The organism is Streptomyces sp. NPDC059092 (assembly GCF_042756365.1).
GTDB lineage: Bacteria > Actinomycetota > Actinomycetes > Streptomycetales > Streptomycetaceae > Streptomyces.
Map to the genome: position 1 here is coordinate 1 of NZ_JBHZEJ010000107.1, position 18,592 is coordinate 18,592.

Annotated in this window: 15 protein-coding genes; 12 read left to right on the forward strand and 3 right to left on the reverse strand. The window is 73.0% G+C overall.

The genetic code is table 11. The features are described 5' to 3' along the window. Positions 1–132 precede the first annotated feature (132 nt). On the reverse strand, positions 133–654 hold the full coding sequence (locus ACFXPL_RS35415) for a TerD family protein (protein WP_384927277.1): 522 nt from the start codon (positions 652–654) through the stop codon (positions 133–135). Positions 655–856: 202 nt separating this feature from the next. On the opposite strand from ACFXPL_RS35415, the gene ACFXPL_RS35420 reads away from it, so the two are divergent. The 6 genes from ACFXPL_RS35420 (at position 857) to ACFXPL_RS35445 (ending at position 7,048) form a co-directional block, all read left to right on the forward strand. After that, positions 857–1,462, forward strand: coding sequence for a YdbC family protein (locus tag ACFXPL_RS35420; RefSeq protein WP_384927278.1), 606 nt, complete (start codon positions 857–859; stop codon positions 1,460–1,462). A 105-nt stretch (positions 1,463–1,567) separates the two neighbouring features. Continuing rightward, complete coding sequence (locus ACFXPL_RS35425) at positions 1,568–2,227, forward strand: histidine phosphatase family protein (RefSeq protein ID WP_384927279.1); 660 nt, start codon at positions 1,568–1,570, stop codon at positions 2,225–2,227. A 42-nt stretch (positions 2,228–2,269) separates the two neighbouring features. After that, complete coding sequence (locus ACFXPL_RS35430) at positions 2,270–3,184, forward strand: ADP-ribosylglycohydrolase family protein (protein WP_384927280.1); 915 nt, start codon at positions 2,270–2,272, stop codon at positions 3,182–3,184. Positions 3,185–3,439: 255 nt separating this feature from the next. Beyond that, positions 3,440–5,182: a DUF4153 domain-containing protein gene (locus ACFXPL_RS35435; protein WP_384927281.1), complete on the forward strand. Its 1,743-nt coding sequence runs from the start codon at positions 3,440–3,442 to the stop codon at positions 5,180–5,182. A 234-nt stretch (positions 5,183–5,416) separates the two neighbouring features. Continuing rightward, positions 5,417–6,127: a ribonuclease HII gene (locus tag ACFXPL_RS35440; protein WP_384927282.1), complete on the forward strand. Its 711-nt coding sequence runs from the start codon at positions 5,417–5,419 to the stop codon at positions 6,125–6,127. A 246-nt stretch (positions 6,128–6,373) separates the two neighbouring features. Then, a complete protein-coding gene (locus ACFXPL_RS35445) occupies positions 6,374–7,048 on the forward strand; it encodes a hypothetical protein (RefSeq protein ID WP_384927283.1) in 675 nt (224 codons plus the stop codon). Positions 7,049–7,204: 156 nt separating this feature from the next. On the opposite strand, the gene ACFXPL_RS35450 is transcribed toward ACFXPL_RS35445, so the two are convergent. Continuing rightward, positions 7,205–7,834: a hypothetical protein gene (locus ACFXPL_RS35450; protein WP_384927284.1), complete on the reverse strand. Its 630-nt coding sequence runs from the start codon at positions 7,832–7,834 to the stop codon at positions 7,205–7,207. A gap of 236 nt (positions 7,835–8,070) precedes the next feature. Further along, a complete protein-coding gene (locus ACFXPL_RS35455) occupies positions 8,071–10,242 on the reverse strand; it encodes a RecQ family ATP-dependent DNA helicase (protein ID WP_384927285.1) in 2,172 nt (723 codons plus the stop codon). Positions 10,243–10,352: 110 nt separating this feature from the next. On the opposite strand from ACFXPL_RS35455, the gene ACFXPL_RS35460 reads away from it, so the two are divergent. The 6 genes from ACFXPL_RS35460 (at position 10,353) to ACFXPL_RS35485 (ending at position 18,528) form a co-directional block, all read left to right on the forward strand. Beyond that, complete coding sequence (locus tag ACFXPL_RS35460; RefSeq protein ID WP_384927286.1) at positions 10,353–11,663, forward strand: DUF4192 domain-containing protein; 1,311 nt, start codon at positions 10,353–10,355, stop codon at positions 11,661–11,663. 145 nt (positions 11,664–11,808) lie between these two features. Further along, positions 11,809–12,573 carry an NUDIX domain-containing protein gene (locus ACFXPL_RS35465; RefSeq protein WP_384927287.1) on the forward strand — a complete coding sequence of 255 codons (765 nt, stop codon included), beginning with the start codon at positions 11,809–11,811 and terminating at the stop codon, positions 12,571–12,573. A gap of 151 nt (positions 12,574–12,724) precedes the next feature. Beyond that, the gene (locus ACFXPL_RS35470) at positions 12,725–14,545 is read left to right on the forward strand and encodes an ATP-binding cassette domain-containing protein (RefSeq protein WP_384927288.1); all 1,821 of its coding nucleotides are present in this window, start codon (positions 12,725–12,727) and stop codon (positions 14,543–14,545) included. Positions 14,546–14,650: 105 nt separating this feature from the next. Next, positions 14,651–15,592: a FadR/GntR family transcriptional regulator gene (locus tag ACFXPL_RS35475; protein ID WP_384927289.1), complete on the forward strand. Its 942-nt coding sequence runs from the start codon at positions 14,651–14,653 to the stop codon at positions 15,590–15,592. 339 nt (positions 15,593–15,931) lie between these two features. After that, positions 15,932–17,473: an RNA polymerase sigma factor gene (locus tag ACFXPL_RS35480; RefSeq protein WP_384927290.1), complete on the forward strand. Its 1,542-nt coding sequence runs from the start codon at positions 15,932–15,934 to the stop codon at positions 17,471–17,473. Positions 17,474–17,670: 197 nt separating this feature from the next. After that, the gene (locus tag ACFXPL_RS35485; protein WP_384927291.1) at positions 17,671–18,528 is read left to right on the forward strand and encodes a S1 family peptidase; all 858 of its coding nucleotides are present in this window, start codon (positions 17,671–17,673) and stop codon (positions 18,526–18,528) included. Positions 18,529–18,592 lie beyond the last annotated feature (64 nt).

An 18,592-nucleotide genomic window follows, 5' to 3' on the forward strand; every position in this document is an offset into this window, starting at 1 on the left:
CGCCCCGGCGCGGGGGGGGGTGTGGGGCCCGTCCGCGCGCCGCCCCCGGGGGTGTCAGTGTTCCAACCGGGGGGGGGGGGGGCCCCCCCGCCCCCCCCCGCCCCTCAGACGCCGCCCCTCAGACGCCGCCCCTCAGACGGTGCCCATCAGGGCGCCGAAGGACTGCGGATCCGTGTCGAAGCCGCGCAGGACCGGGCGGAACTGCCAGGTGCCCGATCCGTCCCGGGTGAACTCCGCGAATGTCGCCGCCGTCGCGTCGGCCACGCCGGTGAAGTCGTTCGCCGACAGCTCCGTGTACCCCTCCGCCAGGCGGACCGAGGGGCCGGCGACGTCCCCGAACGTCCTGCGGCCGTTCTGCTGCTGGATGGCGACCCCGACCACCACGCGGCGGTAGTCCGACCCCAGGCGGTCCAGCTCCAGTGTCATCTCCTCGTCGGAGCCGAAGCCCTGGCCCGTACGGCTCTCGCGGTCCAGCGTGATCGTCCCGTCCGGGGAACGGCTGCCGAAGTGGACCAGATAGGCCGGTGTGTCCGGGGCGTCCGACACATAGGTCGCGGCGACGAGGTCCAGGTCGTGGGGGGCCTGGCCTCTGGGGCTGGGATCCCATTTGAGGGTGACCTCGATCTTGGACACGCCTCTGTTGAAACTGCTCACCAGTCTTCCCCCTCCTCGGAACCGGTGCGGATCTCCGGACCTGTGGACAAGGCTAGACCGCGCCACCGGCAACCCGCCGCCGCATCTGGCCAGTTGACGCCACCTTGGCCGATACTCGACATGGCCCGGCGCCGTCGCGGCGTCCCTGTCGGGTGCCGTCCGAGCGTGACCGATGCCACGTCCCGCCCCGTACGATGGCGCGGTGCTGGTCAAGTGGATTCGCTGCACCGTGATCGACCGTCGAGGCTTCGAACGCGGGCAGCGGAAATGGGCGGGGTTGCTCGGTGAGCCGGGGTTCCGGGGGCAGGGCGGGGGATGGAGCAGATCGCGGCCGGGTGTCGTCCATGTCTTCACGTTCTGGGAGAGCCGCGCGTTCTACGACTCGTTCATGGCGCGCTCGCACGACCGGCTGTCCGCCTCGCAGTCCGGGACGTACAAAGACATCCAGGTCAAGCTCTTCGACTACCGCTTCGACGTGAAGACCGGTTTCGAGCCGCGCTTCACCGACGCGGACGTGGTCCGGGTCGCGCACTCCCGGGTGCACGAGGAACGGGTGGAGCACTTCGCCCTCATGCAGGAGAAGGTGTGGAACCCCGCGATGGCCGGTTCGCCCGGAATGGTGCGCGGGCTCTTCGGGGAGGCGCCGGGAAGCGAGTTCATCGTCCTCTCCATGTGGCAGTCGGCGGCCGAACACGGCAAGTACCGCGTCGAGCGGGTCGAACGGCTGACGCTCCGTGCGCAGACGGCCACGGACGTCGCGGCGCTGGCCGGGGACGTCATCGATCTGGAGCCGTCCTGGACCGTGTGAACCGGACCGTGTGAACGGGTTCCGGACCCGCCCGGCTGGGCCGGATGGACGCCCGGAGTGCCGGGTGGCCGCACGGCCGGGAGCCGGGCGATCTAGGGTCGTGTCATGGCACGACCGCGGCGCATCGTCCTTGTCCGGCACGGCGAGTCGGAAGGCAACGCAGATGACACGGTGTACGAGCGCGAGCCCGACCATGCCCTGAGGCTCACCGAGAAGGGCCGCAGACAGGCCGAGGAGACCGGGGTGCGGCTGCGTGAACTGTTCGGCCAGGAGCCGGTCAGTGTCTTCGTCTCGCCCTACCGCCGTACCCACGAGACCTTCGAGGCGTTCGGCCTCGACCCCGGCCAGGTGCGGATACGCGAGGAGCCCCGGCTGCGCGAGCAGGACTGGGGGAACTGGCAGGACCGTGAGGACGTACGCCTCCAGAAGGCCTACCGCGACGCGTACGGGCACTTCTTCTACCGCTTCGCCCAAGGAGAGTCGGGGGCCGACGTCTACGACCGTGTCGGCGCCTTCCTGGAGTCGCTCCACCGCAGCTTCGAGACGCCCGACTCGCCGGAGAACGTCCTGCTGGTGACCCACGGGCTGACCATGCGGCTGTTCTGCATGCGGTGGTTCCACTGGTCGGTCGCGGAGTTCGAGTCGCTGTCCAACCCGGGCAACGCCGAGTACCGGATCCTGATGATCGGCCCCGACGGCCGCTACACCCTCGACCGGCCGTTCGAACAGTGGCGCGTCCCGGAGCCGTACGGCCGCACCGGATAATTCCGCACAGGTGGGACCCGTACCGGCTAAAATGCCCGCTCGATGACCTCTGATTCCGTATCCGGCCGGCGCTTCGAACGCGCCCTGGCCAGCCTCCGAGGGCTGGCCGTGGGAGACGCCCTGGGCTCCCAGTTCTTCGTACCCGCCAACTATCCGCTGCTAGCGCGCCGCGATCTGCCGCCCGGCGACTGGCAGTGGACCGACGACACCGAGATGGCCGCGTCGGTGCTGGCCGTGCTGGCCGCCCACCACCGGGTCGACCAGGACGCCCTCGCGCGCTCCTTCGCCGAGCACCACGACTTCGACCGCGGCTACGGCCCCGCCGTGAACCGGATGCTCCGGCTGATCAGGGAGGGCGGCGACTGGCGCGAGCTGGCCGCCGGGCTCTTCGACGGTCAGGGCTCCTGGGGCAACGGGGCCGCGATGCGGATCGCGCCGCTCGGCGCCTGGTACGCGGACGACCCCGAGCGGGCCACGCACCAGGCGGAGGTCTCCGCGTACACCACCCACCAGCACCGCGAGGCCGTGGCGGGCGCCATGGCGGTGGCCGCGGCGGCCTCCCTCGCCGCAGCCCCGGACGGACCGCCCACGGCGCAGGAGTTGCTCGACGGGGTGGTGGCGCTGGTGCCGCGCAGCGCGGTGGGGGCGGGGCTGCGCCGGGCCAGGGACATGCTGGACTACGACGACCCGGGTACCGTCGCCGCCGTGCTCGGCTGCGGGCGGCGCACCTCCGCGCACGACACCGTTCCGTTCGCCCTGTGGTCGGCGGCCCGCGGGCTCGGCGACTACGAACGGGCCTTCTGGACGACGGCCCAGGCCGGCGGCGACGTCGACACCAACTGCGCCATCGTCGGGGGCGTGGTCGCGGCGGCGGGCCCGAGCGGGGCGGCGCCGGAGCGCTGGCGGGAGCGTACGGAGGCACTTCCGGGGTGGCTGACGGTGCCGGCCGCCCGCTGAGGGGCCGGAGCGCCGGCCGGAGCGCGCCGGGGTGCGGGCGGGCGCGCGCGGGGCGTGCGCCTTACGCGGCGTATGCGCCGTTCATTGTCACGGCCCTGCCACAGCCGTCCTCGCGGAGGCATGAGCCCGGGAAACGTGCGCCTACCCTTTCGGCCACGCCGCCGTGTTGATCTTCCACCCGGCGCGCGCCGACAACACACCGGGTTCCGCGCGCCGTTCCTCCGCCGCGAACGGGCCCGGTCGGGAGGGGGTCCCGTGACAGATTCACCGTCCGCATCGGAGAGACCGTCCGCACCGGATGAGCCGTCCGCAGCCGGGCCGGCCGTGGAGCCAGGCCCGGACCTGGGCCCGGACGCGGCGACGGACGTCGCGGCGCGGGACGTGAAAGCCGCACCGCGGGACGCCGCGCCGCCGTCCGCCCCGCGGCCGTACGCGTACGGCACGCAGCGCCAGGGGGCCCAGCCGACGCCCACGCGGCAGTACCGGGAGCCGTGGCAGCAGTGGCAGCCCCGGCGCGGCGAACCGCCCGCCTGGATGGCCGAGGTCAGGCCCGATCCGCCCGCCCGGATCAGAACCGCCACCCTCTGGTCGGTCGTGGCGACCGCGCTGCTCAGTGCCCTGCTGCTGCGCGACGGCCTCGGCCCGAACCTGCTGATCGTGGCCGTCCCCGCCGCTCTCGCGGCGTTCTTCGCCGCTCAGGCCGCGGGGCGGCTGCCCCGCCCCTGGACGCTGGTCTGGGCCGTCGGCGGCCTCGCCCTGCTGGCCGTGCCCGCGCTGCGGGACGCCGGTCTGCCCACGTTCCTCGCGGTCGTCTCCGCCGCGGCGCTCGGCGCGCTGGCGCTGGGCGGCAGCCGCACCTGGACGGGGGTGCTCCTCGGGCTGCCCGGCCTGTTCGGCGCCGCCGGCCCCGGCACGGTCTGGGCCCTGCGCGGTCTGCGCGAGCGCGCGGGCGGAACCCGGGGGCGGGTGGCCCCCGTACTCCGCGCGGTCGCGGTCTCCGTCGCTCTGCTGATCGTGTTCGGCGCGCTCTTCGCGAGCGCCGACGCGGCGTTCGCCGAGATCCTCGGCTCCCTCACCCCCGACGTCTCCGTCTCCGAGGGGCCCTGGCAGGTCGTTCTCTTCGCGCTCGGTCTCTTCGGCGCCCTGGCCGCCGCGCACACCGCCGCGTCGCCGCCGCGCTGGGACCGGGTGACCGTACGGCCGGGGCGGCCCCGCGGCCGTACGGAGTGGGCGCTTCCGCTGATCGTCCTCAACCTGCTCTTCGCGGCGTTCATCGCCGTTCAGCTCGTGGTGCTCCTCGGCGGATACGACAAGGTGCTGACGGAGACCGGCCTGATGCCCGCCGAGTACGCGCGCCAGGGCTTCTGGCAGCTCCTGTGGGTCACGGTGCTGGTCCTGGTCGTCATGGTGGTCGCCGTGCGCTGGGCACCGCGGGGCGGAGCGCGTGACGGCGCACTGGTGCGCACCGTACTGGGCGCCCTCGGCATGCTGGCCCTCGTCGTGGTCGCCGCCGCGCTGCGCCGGATGGACCTGTACGTGGACGCGTTCGGCCTGACCCGGCTGCGGGTCTCCGTGACGGCTGTGGAGCTGTGGCTCGGGCTGGTGATCGTCCTGATGCTGGTGGCCGGTGCGACCAGGGGCCGCTGGCTGCCGCGCGCCGTCGCCGCGAGCGTCGGGGCCGGCGTCCTCACCTTCGGTCTGGTCTCGCCGGACGCGCTGGTCGCGGAGCGGAACGTACAGCGGTACGAGCGCACCGGCAAGATCGACGCCGAGTACCTCCGCGAGCTGTCGGCCGACGCGGTGCCGGCGCTGGACCGGCTTCCCGAGCCGTTGCGCTCGTGCTCCCTGCGCGGGGTCTTCCTCGATCTGCGGGACGGCGCCGGGGACGAGCCCTGGTACGCGACCAGCCTGGCCGAGCGCGGGGCCCGCGACCTGCTGGCCGAGCGCGGCGTACGGAGCGACGTCTCCTGCCCGGGGGAGTACCGCTATCAGCGGTGAGCCCGAGCGGTCTCAGGAACCGGTCTCCGGCGCGGACTTCGAGCCGTCCACCCACCCCTTTCGAGCCCCGCCGGTGCGCGACTCCAGATGGTTCGGCGGTGAAGGGAGCCGTGAGATGACCGCTGGAACGACCGGATGGGGACGGTACGGGGCGGTGTGTCCGACTCCGCCCCGCGGCACGGCCGGTACCCGGTCTGTCGCGCGGGGTGGGGGCGGCGTAACCTGGCAGGTGCCATGCCGTACGAACCACCCACGCACACCGTTGAGCGCTCGCTGCGCGCCACCACGGACGCCAGGATCATCGCCGGCGTCGACGAGGTCGGACGCGGAGCGTGGGCAGGTCCGGTCACGGTGTGTGCGGCCGTCACCGGACTGCGCAGACCCCCGGCGGGACTCACCGACTCCAAGCTCATCACGCCCAAGCGCCGTACGGCGCTGGCCGGTGAACTGGAGGCGTGGGTCACGTCGTACGCCCTCGGGCACTCCTCCCCGGAGGAGATCGACGCCCTCGGGATGACCGCGGCACTCAGGCTCGCCGCCGTACGCGCCCTGGAGGCGCTGCCGGTACGGCCCGACGCGGTGATCCTGGACGGCAAGCACGACTATCTCGGAGGACCCTGGCAGGTGCGTACGGTCATCAAGGGCGACCAGTCCTGCGTCTCCGTGGCGGCCGCCTCGGTGCTCGCCAAGGTGCGCAGGGACGCGATGATGGCCGAACTGGGCGCGGGGTCCGAGGAGTACGTACCGTTCGCCTTCGGCGCCAACGCGGGTTATCCCTCACCGGTGCACCGGGCGGCGTTGGAGGACCGGGGGCCGACACCGCACCACCGGCTCTCGTGGTCCTATCTCGACGCGCTGCCCCGGTGGCGGCACCTCAAGAAGGTCCGGGTCCCCGCGCAGGCCGACGCGATGGAAAGCGGGGGCCAGCTCGGCTTCGATTTCTGACCGTCGACCAACCGACAGCGGACCACCCGACAGCGGACCAACCGGAGTCCGGAGCATCCGGCTCCGGAAGACCCGGCCGTGGAACGTGAGATTTTCGGAACGTGAGACTTCCGGTACGGCCCCCACCGGGACATCCGGTGAACCGTCCGGCGAACCCCCGCCCGGGTGCCTCGCGGCCTCGGGCACGGGCACGAATGAGCCCACCCACCGATGCTTTTCGCATCGGTGTTTGATAGACATCCAGTCATGCCTCTCATCCCTCAGGAGCCTCAGATTCACGAGAGAGCCCAGGGTCCCAGCGCCACGCCGGCCACCGGTCGCACCGCTTCGACCCCCCGTCCCGTACCCGGTCCGCGCCCCGTCCCCGGGCCGCGCTCCGCGACGACACCGAGGCCCGGACGTCCGGGTCCCGGTCCCGCGAGGCCCGCGCCGCCGGCGCAGCGCTCGCACAGCTCCGCCGGTCAGCCGAAGGCGTCCGGCACCGCCGACTCCGCTTCTTCCACCCCTCCCGCCACCGTCCAGGCTTCCTCCGTCCCCCAGGTCCAGGTGATCCCGGCTCCGGTGGGCGGCGCGCTGGAAGCCGCCGAGGGGGCGATCGACCTGCTGCTGGACGGAGGTCGGGCGCCGGGCGACATCCTGATGCTCACCACCGGCGAACAGCACCCGTGGGCCACCCACGAGCTGTCCTTCGGTGAGAGCGCGTACTGGGCCCAGCACGATGCCCGTGAGGACGTGTTCTTCGCGGACGCCGCCGCCGTCGCCCGTGCGCAGTCCCGGCCCGTCGTGGTCGTCGCCGTCAACGGTGATGACGACGCCGCCGTCGTCAAGGCGCTGCCCCTGGCCCGTGGTCGGGCCACCGAGCTCCTCGTGGTGTGCGGTGACGCCGAGCGGATCAACGCCGTGCTCGGCGCGGACGTCTGAGCCGTACGACATCCGGCGCGCCCGGTGGGCGCGCCCACGTCGGTACGTTCCGGTGGTGACCCGGCCGCCCCTCTTCCGGAGGGGGGCCGGGCCGCTTCGGGGGAGCCGCCCGAAGGGATGTACGCGACGGCCGCCCCGCTTTCGGCGGGCGGCCGTTCAGCGGGCGGCGGTACGGCGCTGCGCCTCCACCGCCCCGCCACCACCGCTCAGCGGTGACAGGGCCGGGTCGGCCGCTGTCTCCGCCAGGCTCGCCGGCGGCGAGTCCGAGCTGGGGCGACGGCCCCCGCGGCCCTCGCCCAGCACCTGCCAACCGCCGCGCGTCAGCGTGATGTACGCGCCGCAGCGCAGCCCGTGCAGCGTGCACGCGTCGCGCAGCCCCCACATCCAGGCGCCGTCCTCCTCCGTCCAGCGTTCGTCGCCCTCGCGGCAGTAGAGCAGCACGGCTGTGCGCACCGGCGTGCGCCGACGCAGATCGTGCGGGATGACCCGACGCAGGTGCGCCAGCAGCGCGTTGCGGAACTCCCAGCCGTCCACCGGTGCGGCGCGCGGCACGAACGACGCGCTGGCTGCCAGCCGTTCCTCCGGGTCGAGCACGGCCACCACGGCGGTCGCCGGGGTCGGCGCGTGCCGGCTGTGCAGACCGCTGACGACCTCACGGGGATTGCGCAGGAGCGGAATCCCCGCCGCTGCCCACTCGGCGGGTTCGAGCATTCTGGCGAGGCGGCTGACGGAAGCGGCCTGAGCACTCATCGAAGTGGCTGCGGACTGAGCGAATCCGAAGGTCACGTTCCTCCCTTCGCATACGCGCCCATGGTGCGGGCAGAGTCGAGTGGGGACGCGCCGCGGCACAGCCCTTGCGGAGCGCGAGGAGACCATGCGGGGGCAGTTCCAATTCTCACCGGCGCGGGGGCGCGCGGCAACGAGCAATTGGCGCTGCTGGTGGGATTGCGGTGATATGGCGGCTATATACCTGCGCACTCCCGTCGCGTGGTGCACCAGGCACCCGAGGTCCCGGCCGCGCCTCAGCTCTGAACGGCGAGGACCAGCGGAAACACCCCCTCGGCTCCGGCCCTGCGGAGCAGCCGGGTGGCCACCGCGAGCGTCCAGCCGCTCTCCGAGAGGTCATCGACGAGCAGCACCGGCCCGCCGGCCGCCGCCAGCGCCGCGGCCAGCTCCGGAGGTACGGTCAGCGCCTCGTGCAGCCCCCGCACCCGCTGCGCGCCGTTGGTGCGGGAGATCCGGGCGTCGGCCGCCTCCGGCGCGTACGCGACCGTACCGAGCAGCGGCATCCTGCCGATCTCCGAGATCCGGGCACCGAGCGAGTCCACCAGCCGGGGCCTGGAGCGCGAGGCGACCGTGACCACACCGACCGGCCGGGGCGGCGCGTCCTCGGCGCCCGAGGCCCAACCGCCGGGCCCCTTGGCCCAGTCGGCGAGCACACTCACCACGGCGCTCACCACATCGTCGGGCACCGGACCGTCCGTGGCGCGCGCCGCCAGCATCGGACGGAGCCTGTTCCCCCAGCCGATGTCGGAAAGACGCCCCAGGGCCCGGCCGGGGAAGGACTGCTCGCCCGGCGCGATCCGCCCCTTGAGGGAGACCCCGACCGCGGCGAGGCCGGTCGGCCACATCTTGCGGGGCTCCACCTCCACCCCGGGCCTGCCCAGCTCACCGCGGGCGGCGTCGAGCGCGGCGGCGGTCACCTTGGCCTCGAAACGCGTTCCCGAGCAGTTGTCGCACCGCCCGCAGGGCACCGCCTCCTCGTCGTCGAGCTGACGCCGCAGGAACTCCATCCGGCAGCCTTCCGCCGACGCGTAGTCGCGCATCGCCTGCTGCTCGCTCTGCCGCTGCCGCGCCACCCACGCGTACCGCTCCGTGTCGTACACCCACGGTCGGCCCGTGGACGTCCAGCCGCCCTTGACCCGGTGCACCGCCCCGTCCACGTCCAGCACCTTGAGCATCGTCTCCAGGCGGGTCCGCCGCAGCTCCACCAGCGGCTCCAGGGCGGGCAGCGACAGCGGCCGGTCGGCATGGCCCAGGACGTCGAGGGTGCGGCGGACCAGCTCCTCCGGCGGAAAGGCCACCGACGCGAAGTACTGCCAGATCGCCTCGTCCTCCTTGCCCGGCAGCAGCAGGACCTCGGCGTGGGCCACCCCGCGCCCCGCGCGCCCCACCTGCTGGTAGTAGGCGATGGGGGAGGAGGGCGAACCGAGATGGACCACGAACCCGAGATCGGGCTTGTCGAACCCCATGCCGAGCGCGGACGTCGCCACCAGCGCCTTCACCCGGTTCCCCAGCAGATCGTCCTCGGCCTGCTGCCGCTCCGCGTTCTCCGTACGGCCGGTGTACGAGGCGACGGTGTGCCCGCACTGCCGCAGGTACGCCGTGACCTCCTCGGCCGCCGCGACCGTCAGCGTGTAGACGATCCCCGAGCCCGGCAGCTCGCCGAGGTGGTCGGCCAGCCACGCCAGCCGGTGCGCCGCGTCCGGCAGCCGGAGCACATGGAGGCTGAGACTCTCCCGGTCCAGCGGCCCGCGCAGCACCAGCGCGTCCGTCCCCGCCCCCGTGCCCAACTGCTCGGCCACATCGGCGCTCACGCGGGAATTGGCCGTGGCCGTGGTGGCGAGGACCGGGACACCGGACGGCAGCTCGGCGAGTATCGTGCGCAGCCGCCGGTAGTCGGGGCGGAAGTCATGACCCCAGTCCGAGATGCAGTGCGCCTCGTCGACCACCAGCAGACCCGTCGCCGCCGAGAGCCGGGGCAGCACCTGGTCACGGAAGTCGGGGTTGTTGAGCCGCTCCGGGCTGACCAGCAGGACGTCGACCTCGCCGGCGGACACCTCGTCCTGGATCGCGTCCCACTCCTCCGCGTTGGACGAATTGATCGTCCGGGCGCGGATCCCGGCCCGCGCCGCGGCCTCCACCTGGTTGCGCATCAGCGCCAGCAGCGGCGAGACGATCACGGTCGGACCCGCGCCCCGCGCCCGCAGCAGCGACGTCGCCACGAAATACACCGCGGACTTGCCCCAGCCCGTGCGCTGGACGACCAGCGCGCGGCGCCGGTCGGCGACGAGCGCCTCGATGGCCAGCCACTGATCCTCGCGCAGCCGGGCGGCGCCGGTGGCGTCACCGACCAGGCGTGCGAGGACGGTGTCGGCGGAGGCCCGGAGAGCTGCGCGGTCTGCGTTGGTCATGGACCCATGCAACCCGATGGGTCCGGCAAACCGCGAATGCGCCCGACGGCCTGTGGACAAGTTATCCACAGGGTCCAGCGGGATCCGGCGGAAACGGGCACGGTCGAGTCATGAACCAGCACCGCGAACACCACGAACCGACCGGATCCGGCGACGAGCAGCAGATCACCCTGCGCAGTCCCGCGGAGCTCGCCGACGCCCTGCCTTATCTCCTCGGATTCCATCCCACCGACTCCGTCGTCATGGTCGCCCTGCACGGCGAGCGCGGACGTTTCGGCGGGCGGCTCAGGCTCGGCATCCCCCCTTCGCCCAAGGAGTGGCCGCCCGTCGCCGGTCAGCTCGCCGAGTGCCTGATCGAGGGCAGCGAGCGCCGGGGAGCCCGCCCGGACGGCATCGTCGCCTTCCTCTGCCAGGACCCGGGCCCCGACGAGACGGGCCGACAGGTGATGGAACGGCTGCGCCCCCTCGCCCAGCGGCTGCGCACCGCGTGCGGCGGCCTCGACGTCCCCGTGCACGAGGTGCTCTGCATCTCCGACGGCCGCTTCTGGTCCTACTGCTGCCCCGACCAGCGCTGTTGTCCGGCCGAGGGGACCGGGCTCGCCCTGCCGGGCACGTCGGTGATGGCCGCTGCCGCCGCCTACGCCGGGGTCCAGGTGCGGGGGTCGCTGCGCGAGATGGAGGCGCGGCTGGCGCCCTGGGCCGCCCCTACGGCCGTCGTGGCGCAGGAACGGGCGCTCGACCGCGCCGGCGCCTCCCTCGTGCCCAGAATCCTGATCAGCGGGAGCAGGGAACAGGTCGGCGCCGAGACCCTGACGCTGGCCCGCTCCCTCGTCGAACGACTGGGCGCGGCGCAGGCCGGCGACCGGACCGGTACGGACGCCGAGGACGACCGGCTCATCGGGGACGACGAGGCCGCCGCCGTCATCCTCGGCCTTCAGGACCGCGAGACCCGGGACCGGGCCGCGGAGTGGATGGAGGGGCCGGACGCCGCGCCCGCGTTACGGCTCTGGCGCGCGCTGTCCCGCCGCTGCGTCGGCCCGTACGCGGAACACGCCACCGCTCCGCTGACCCTGGCCGGCTGGGTCGCCTGGTCCACCGGGGACGACGTGGGGGCCAGGGTCGCCCTCGGACTCGCCCTGCGCCTCGACCCGCAGTACGTCTTCGCCCAACTGCTCCACCAGGCCTGCAACGAGGGCCTTGACCCCGAGACGCTGCGACGCTGCCTGCGCGAGGAGCGGGTCGCCCGCGCGCTGCCCGGCCGGCGTGCCGCCGCGGGCCGGGCCAAGCCCCGGTCCGCGCGTCCGCCCAAGGCGGGGAAGGCCCCCGAGCCGAAGCAGCCGCGCCCCGGCGCCGGCACGGCGCGCGACCACGACCGCGCGGTACGGCGGGGCGGACAGCGCGGGACCAGGAGCCGGCGGTGACGGCCGGGAACAGGAACCGGATGTGACAGCGGGGAGAACCGGATGCCGACGGCCGGAAGAGGGGCCCCACGGCGACGGCCGAGAAGTGGTGGGCGTGAATGACGGAAGGAGTGTTTATCGTCAGGCAGACGACTAAGATCGCGGCATGTCGCCCTACGACCCCTCGGCCTACCCGGCATTCGCTGTCACCGTCGATCTGGTGGTGCTCACCGTGCGCCGTCACGCGCTCTGCGCACTGGTCGTGCGGCGCGGTGAGCCGCCGTTCCAGGGGCGGTGGGCGCTGCCCGGCGGCTTCGTGAAGGCCGACGAGGACCTGGCGGGCGCCGCGGCGCGCGAACTGGTCGAGGAGACCGGGCTCTGTGCCCACGACCCGGTCTCCCCGGCGCCCGGGAACGCCGCCCACCTCGAACAGCTCGCCACGTACGGCGATCCCGGGCGCGATCCCCGGATGCGGGTGGTCAGCGTGGCGCACCTCGCGCTCTCGCCCGACCTGCCCGCGCCCCGGGCCGGGGGAGACGCCAACAGCGCGCGCTGGGCCCCGGTCGACGCGCTGCTCAGCAAGGAGGGCGGATTCGCCCGGGAGGACGAGCAGCCCGCGCAACTCGCCTTCGACCACGCGCGGATCCTCGCGGACGGGGTGGAGCGGGCCCGCTCCAAGATCGAGTACTCCTCGCTCGCCACGGCGTTCTGCCCGTCCGAGTTCACCGTCGGCGAGTTGCGCAGGGTGTACGAGGCGGTGTGGGGCGTCGTGCTCGACCCCCGCAACTTCCACCGCAAGGTCACCGGCACCCCCGGCTTCCTGGTCCCGTCCGGGGGGACCACCACCCGTCAGGGCGGCCGGCCCGCACAGCTGTTCCGGGCCGGCGGTGCGACCGTACTCAATCCGCCGATGCTGCGCCCCGAGGTCTGACCCCGAAGGTCCGGCGGGGGAGACCGAGCAGGGGGGATTCGACGGGCGGAGACTCGAATGACCGCCCTTACCTGGCAAATCGGACATATCGCGTTATCGTGCTGCGGTACCCGCTGTCGTCGAGCGGGCTCACCTCCCCGCGAGAGAAGCGATGCTCCAGGCCATCGGACTGACCAGTTCCCCCCGTCGAGACCTCCCGCCCGCGGTGGACGATCTGACCTTCGAGGCGCGGCCGGGCTCGGTCACGGCGCTCCTCGGCGCCCCCGGCGCGGGCAAGACCACCGCGCTCCGTCTGATGCTCGAACTCGAACCGGGCCGCGGAGTCACCTACTTCCGCGGCCGTCCGCTCCATCGCGTCGCCCGTCCGCCGCGCGAGATCGGGGTCCTCCTCGGCGATGTGCCCGGCCATCCCGCGCGTACCATCCGCGGCCAGCTCAAGCTGGTCTGCGCCGCCGCCGGTGTGCCCGCCTCCCGCGCCGACGAACTCCTCGACGTCGTCGGGCTCACCCCCCTCGGCGACGAACGGCTCGGCGCCCTGTCGCTCGGTACGGACCGCAGGCTCGGCCTCGCCGTCGCCCTGCTGGGCGACCCGCACACCCTGCTGCTCGACGCGCCGTCCGCGGAGCTCTCGCCGCGTGAGAAGAGCTGGCTGCACGGACTGCTGCGCGCCCACGCGGGCCAGGGCGGCACCGTGCTCTACACCACGGACGACCCCAAGGAGGCCGCCCGCCTCTCCGACCGGGTCGTCACCCTCGACGAGGGCCGTCTCGTGGCCGACCAGGACACCGTCGCCTTCGCCCGCACCCGGCTGCGGCCCCGTGTCGCCGTCAGGACCCCGCACGCCGCCCGGCTCGCCGACGCCCTGAGCCGGGAGGCCCGTGCGGCACGGCGCTCCGTCGAGGTGGTCGCCGAGTCCGGCGGCCTGCTCACCGTCTACGGCAGCAGTTGCCCGGAGATCGGGGAGACCGCCTTCCGGCACGGCGTCCTCGTCCATCGGCTCGCCGACGAGACCGGGGACACGGGCCCGGGGCCCGACCCGGCACCATCACCCGGGTCCGTATCCGCATCCGTTCCCGCGTCCCTGTCCGGCTCCGTGCCCGGCCCCGCCGCCCCCGCACCCCAGGCCCGTACGGAGGGGCGTACGGGAACCCGTACCGACGGGCCCGCCGCGCTCCCGCCGCCCCTGCCGGGCCGCCCGGCACGTTCCCCGCTCCGGCCCGTCCGCTACGAACTGCGCCGGATGTTCGGCGTACGGACCGCTCCGCTGATCATGGCCGCCGTGCTCCTCGCCTCCGTCGCCCTCGCCGTCCTCCTCGGCCGCACCGGCGGGACCCCGCTGCCCGGACTGCTCGCCGCCTGGCCGGCGATCCTGCCGCTGCCGCCCGCCGTCCTCGGCGCCGGCCTGATCGGCGCGCTCTCCTTCGGTGACGAGTTCCGCCACCCCACCCTCGCGGCAGCGCGCGGCACCGTCCCGCGCCGTCTCGCCCTGCTCCTCGCCAAGCTCGCCGTCACGGCCGGCGTGGCCCTGCTCCTCGCGCTCCTCGCGGTGCTGGCCGACGGCGCGGCGCTCCGCCTCGTGTACGGCGCCGACGCCGTCCCCGTACCGGACAACTGGGCTTCCCTGGCGACCGGTTGGACCGGGCTCGCGGTCGGCTGCGCCTGGGCCGGGCTGCTCGGTGCCGGGGTCTTCCGGATCGCGATCGCCGGCCTGGCCGCCGTCGTCGCCGTACCGACCCTGGTCGTCCCGCTGCTCCAGAAGGCGTTCGCCGGGCCCTCCGTGCGCTCGGCCGCCGGACTCCCCGGCAGGCTGCGCGACATGGCCTGGCCCCTCTGGCCGCACCAGGCGGACCAGTGGCTGACGGCGACGTTCAGACTCGCGGCCCAGCCGGTCGCGGCGGCGCTCACCCTGTCGCTGTCGGCCCTGCTCTGCGCGTATCTGCTCACCGGGCTTCGCCGCAGGGCCCGTTGGTGACCGCGTACGACCGGAGAGTCATGTCATGGCGGTAACTCCCCTGATAAAGCCCACTTCTTTCCGATAAGGCGTCAATCGAAGGACGGGCGCCGATCACCCTTTCGTGTGCTTTTCACCAAAGACCTCAAGGCGCACGGAAGCAACGCCGACAAAGGATGCGTGAGTACCCTTGCGCACACCATGATGACCGCCGCCCGCTCCGCCGAGTCCGGCCTCGCCGAGCCGGGTGCCCTCGACCGCTACCCCTTTGCCGAGGCGCCCGGCGCCGACCGTATGGCCGCACCCGTCTGGGACGGCGCCGACACCGATCTGGGCCGGGTGGCACGGCGTACGACGAGCAGCCGGGGTCGCGGACTGCACGGCCAACTCGTCCAGCAGCTCGGACAGATGATCGTCTCCGGTGATCTGGGCGCCGACCGGCCGCTCGTCCCCGAGGAGATCGGCCAGCGCTTCGAGGTCTCCCGCACGGTGGTGCGGGAGTCGCTGCGCGTTCTTGAGGCGAAGGGGCTCGTGAGCGCCCGGCCCAATGTCGGCACCCGGGTCCGCCCGGTCAGTGACTGGAATCTGCTCGACCCCGACATCATCGAATGGCGAGCTTTCGGGCCGCAGCGCGACGACCAGCGCCGTGAGCTGAGTGAACTGCGCTGGACGATCGAGCCCCTCGCCGCGCGGCTGGCGGCCGGCCACGGCCGGGCCGATGTGCAGCAGCGCCTCGCGGACATGGTCGGGATCATGGGCCACTCCCTCGCCCAGGGGGACGCGATCACCTTCGCGCGGGCGGACGCCGAATATCACTCCCTGCTGATCCAGCTCGCCGGCAACCGGATGCTGGAGCACCTTTCGGGGATCGTGTCCGCCGCGCTCCAGGTCTCGGGCGGCCCGGTCACCGGCTGTGACCGCCCCACCGAGGCGTCGCTCGACCATCACGCGCGGATCGCCGACGCCCTCGCTTCCGGGGACGCCCACGCGGCGGAGTCGGCCATGCGCCAACTTCTCACCGTCCAGCCCGATGTGGAGCGTGTCGTGCCGGCGCCGCGCGAGCACTGAGCGCTCCCCGGGGCCAGGGCGTACGGGGATGTACGCGTCGTGTGTCGCCGGACCCGGAGGTCCGGCGACGCGACGGTGGGACGGTGAATCCCGCTTCTGGCCGCTTTGCCGCAAATGGGGTGTGACTCGGGCCACGTGGATTGGGCGTAACACTCCTGGAGGCAGGGCGATGACCTAAGAGGTACGGCCGAGGAGGGAATGCGAGCGCCAGAAGTGGCGCTGTGTTCAGCTCCGAGGCCCAGCCCGCGACGTCGGCGACATCCCCAGCCGACGGTCGTCGGCTCCGGCCCGATCATGGGCGGGGCCGGAAGCCGTTTCCATCGTTCCGAGAGGTTGTTCGTGTCGGCCAGCACATCCCGTACGCTCCCGCCGGAGATCGCCGAGTCCGAGTCTGTGATGGCGCTCATCGAGCGGGGAAAGGCTGATGGGCAGATCGCCGGCGATGACGTGCGTCGCGCCTTCGAGGCCGACCAGATTCCGCCAACCCAGTGGAAGAATGTTCTGCGCAGCCTCAACCAGATCCTCGAGGAAGAGGGTGTGACGCTGATGGTCAGTGCCGCGGAGTCGCCCAAGCGCACCCGCAAGAGCGTCGCAGCGAAGAGCCCGGTCAAGCGCACCGCCACCAAGACCGTCACGGCCAAGACGACCGTGACCAGGACCGTCGCGGCCACCGCCGCCCCGACGGCGGAGAGCGTCGCCGCCGACGAATCCGGCGCCCCCGCCAAGAAGGCGGCGGCCAAGAAGACGGTCGCGAAGAAGGCGACCGTCAAGAAGACCGCCGCCAAGAAGACGACGGCGAAGAAGACCGCGGGCAAGAAGGACTCCGACGAGGTCGTCGACGGCGACGAGCCGACCGAGGAGATCCAGGCAGGAAAGGGCGAGGAGGAGGAGACCGAGGGCGAGAACAAGGGCTTCGTCCTCTCCGACGACGACGAGGACGACGCACCCGCGCAGCAGGTCGCCGTCGCCGGAGCCACCGCCGACCCCGTCAAGGACTACCTGAAGCAGATCGGCAAGGTCCCGCTCCTCAACGCGGAGCAGGAGGTCGAGCTGGCCAAGCGCATCGAGGCCGGTCTCTTCGCCGAGGACAAGCTGGCCAACTCCGACAAGCTCGCGCCCAAGCTCAAGCGCGAGCTGGAGATCATCGCCGAGGACGGTCGCCGCGCCAAGAACCACCTGCTGGAGGCCAACCTCCGGCTGGTCGTCTCGCTGGCCAAGCGTTACACCGGCCGCGGCATGCTCTTCCTGGACCTGATCCAGGAGGGCAACCTGGGTCTGATCCGCGCGGTCGAGAAGTTCGACTACACCAAGGGCTACAAGTTCTCCACGTACGCCACCTGGTGGATCCGGCAGGCCATCACCCGCGCCATGGCCGACCAGGCCCGCACCATCCGTATCCCGGTGCACATGGTCGAGGTCATCAACAAGCTCGCGCGCGTGCAGCGCCAGATGCTCCAGGACCTGGGCCGCGAGCCCACCCCGGAGGAGCTGGCCAAGGAACTCGACATGACCCCCGAGAAGGTCATCGAGGTCCAGAAGTACGGTCGTGAGCCGATCTCCCTGCACACCCCGCTCGGCGAGGACGGTGACAGCGAGTTCGGTGACCTCATCGAGGACTCCGAGGCGGTCGTCCCGGCCGACGCCGTGAGCTTCACCCTCCTCCAGGAGCAGCTCCACTCGGTGCTCGACACGCTCTCCGAGCGGGAGGCGGGCGTGGTCTCGATGCGCTTCGGTCTCACCGACGGCCAGCCCAAGACGCTGGACGAGATCGGCAAGGTCTACGGGGTGACGCGTGAGCGCATCCGCCAGATCGAGTCGAAGACGATGTCGAAGCTGCGCCACCCGTCCCGGTCGCAGGTCCTGCGCGACTACCTGGACTAGTCGGCGCCGCCCGACGGCGCGGTCGGACCGGGTCCCGTACCCGGACCGGTCCGGGTACGCCGGAGGGCGTGCGAAGCACGAGTGAGGACCCGGATGCCACCAGACATCCGGGTCCTCACTCGTGCGCGGGGGTGCGGGACCCGCCCGCGTGGCTGACTCTGGGTAGATCGCTGTCCACCGGAGAGTCAGGAGACCGTATGCGTCGTTCCCTTGCCCGCGTGCTGACCGGAGGTCTGGCCGTGATCGCCGCGGGGGCCCTGCTGCCCCTCGGCACGCCCGCCCCCGCCACCGCCGACAGCGTGATCATCGGAGGGAAACCGGTCCGGGTCGAGGACAACCCCTGGGTCGTCGCCCTCTCCAGCCGGGACCGTTTCGGGGGAACGCGGGCGGGCCAGTTCTGCGGAGGTGTGGTGGTGGCGCCGACGAAAGTGCTGACCGCCGCCCACTGCATGGGCCGGGACGTCCTCGGCGCGGCTCCGGAGTCCGTGAGCGACCTGCGGGTCATCGCCGGGCGCGAGCGGCTGCGCGGCAAGGGAGGGCGCGAGGTGCCCGTACGCTCCGTCCTCGTCGACCCGGCGTACGCCCCGGGGACGAACGCGGCGGACCTCGCGGTGCTGACCCTGTCGAAGGCGCTGCCCGCGGCGTACGCGATCCGGCCGGCGGAGCCGGACGACACCGCCACCGCTCCCGGCACAGGCGCCGCGGTCTACGGCTGGGGTGACACCACGGGCGGCGGTGAATACGCCGAGGCGCTGCGCTCAGCGCCCGTCACGGTCCTCAGGGACTCGGAGTGCGAGCGGGCCTACCCGGGCGGCTCAGGGGCCCAGGGAGGCCGTTACGAGGCCACCACGATGCTCTGCGCGGGTGACCCCGCGGGCGGGCACGACGCCTGCCAGGGCGACAGCGGCGGGCCGCTGGTGGCCGAGGGGCGGCTCATCGGGCTCGTCTCCTGGGGCAGCGGCTGCGGACGGGCGGGTAACCCGGGGGTCTACACCCGGGTCAGCACGGCCGTGGAGCCGGTCGCCGACGCGCTAGGGGCCAGACGGACCCCCTGACCGGCCAGGCCGGTCGGACTCCGGGCCGGGGCAGTCGCCCCCGGCCCGGGCCATGAGAACGGGC

Excerpts from the sequence above, each read along its gene's own strand:
- ACFXPL_RS35460 (WP_384927286.1), top strand. The coding sequence starts at position 10,353 with ATGAACCAGCACCGCGAACACCACGAACCGACCGGATCCGGCGACGAG.
- ACFXPL_RS35465 (WP_384927287.1), top strand. The coding sequence starts at position 11,809 with ATGTCGCCCTACGACCCCTCGGCCTACCCGGCATTCGCTGTCACCGTC.
- ACFXPL_RS35445 (WP_384927283.1), top strand. The coding sequence starts at position 6,374 with ATGCCTCTCATCCCTCAGGAGCCTCAGATTCACGAGAGAGCCCAGGGT.
- ACFXPL_RS35455 (WP_384927285.1), bottom strand. The coding sequence starts at position 10,242 with ATGACCAACGCAGACCGCGCAGCTCTCCGGGCCTCCGCCGACACCGTC.
- ACFXPL_RS35440 (WP_384927282.1), top strand. The coding sequence starts at position 5,417 with ATGCCGTACGAACCACCCACGCACACCGTTGAGCGCTCGCTGCGCGCC.
- ACFXPL_RS35485 (WP_384927291.1), top strand. The coding sequence starts at position 17,671 with ATGCGTCGTTCCCTTGCCCGCGTGCTGACCGGAGGTCTGGCCGTGATC.
- ACFXPL_RS35425 (WP_384927279.1), top strand. The coding sequence starts at position 1,568 with ATGGCACGACCGCGGCGCATCGTCCTTGTCCGGCACGGCGAGTCGGAA.
- ACFXPL_RS35470 (WP_384927288.1), top strand. The coding sequence starts at position 12,725 with ATGCTCCAGGCCATCGGACTGACCAGTTCCCCCCGTCGAGACCTCCCG.
- ACFXPL_RS35430 (WP_384927280.1), top strand. The coding sequence starts at position 2,270 with ATGACCTCTGATTCCGTATCCGGCCGGCGCTTCGAACGCGCCCTGGCC.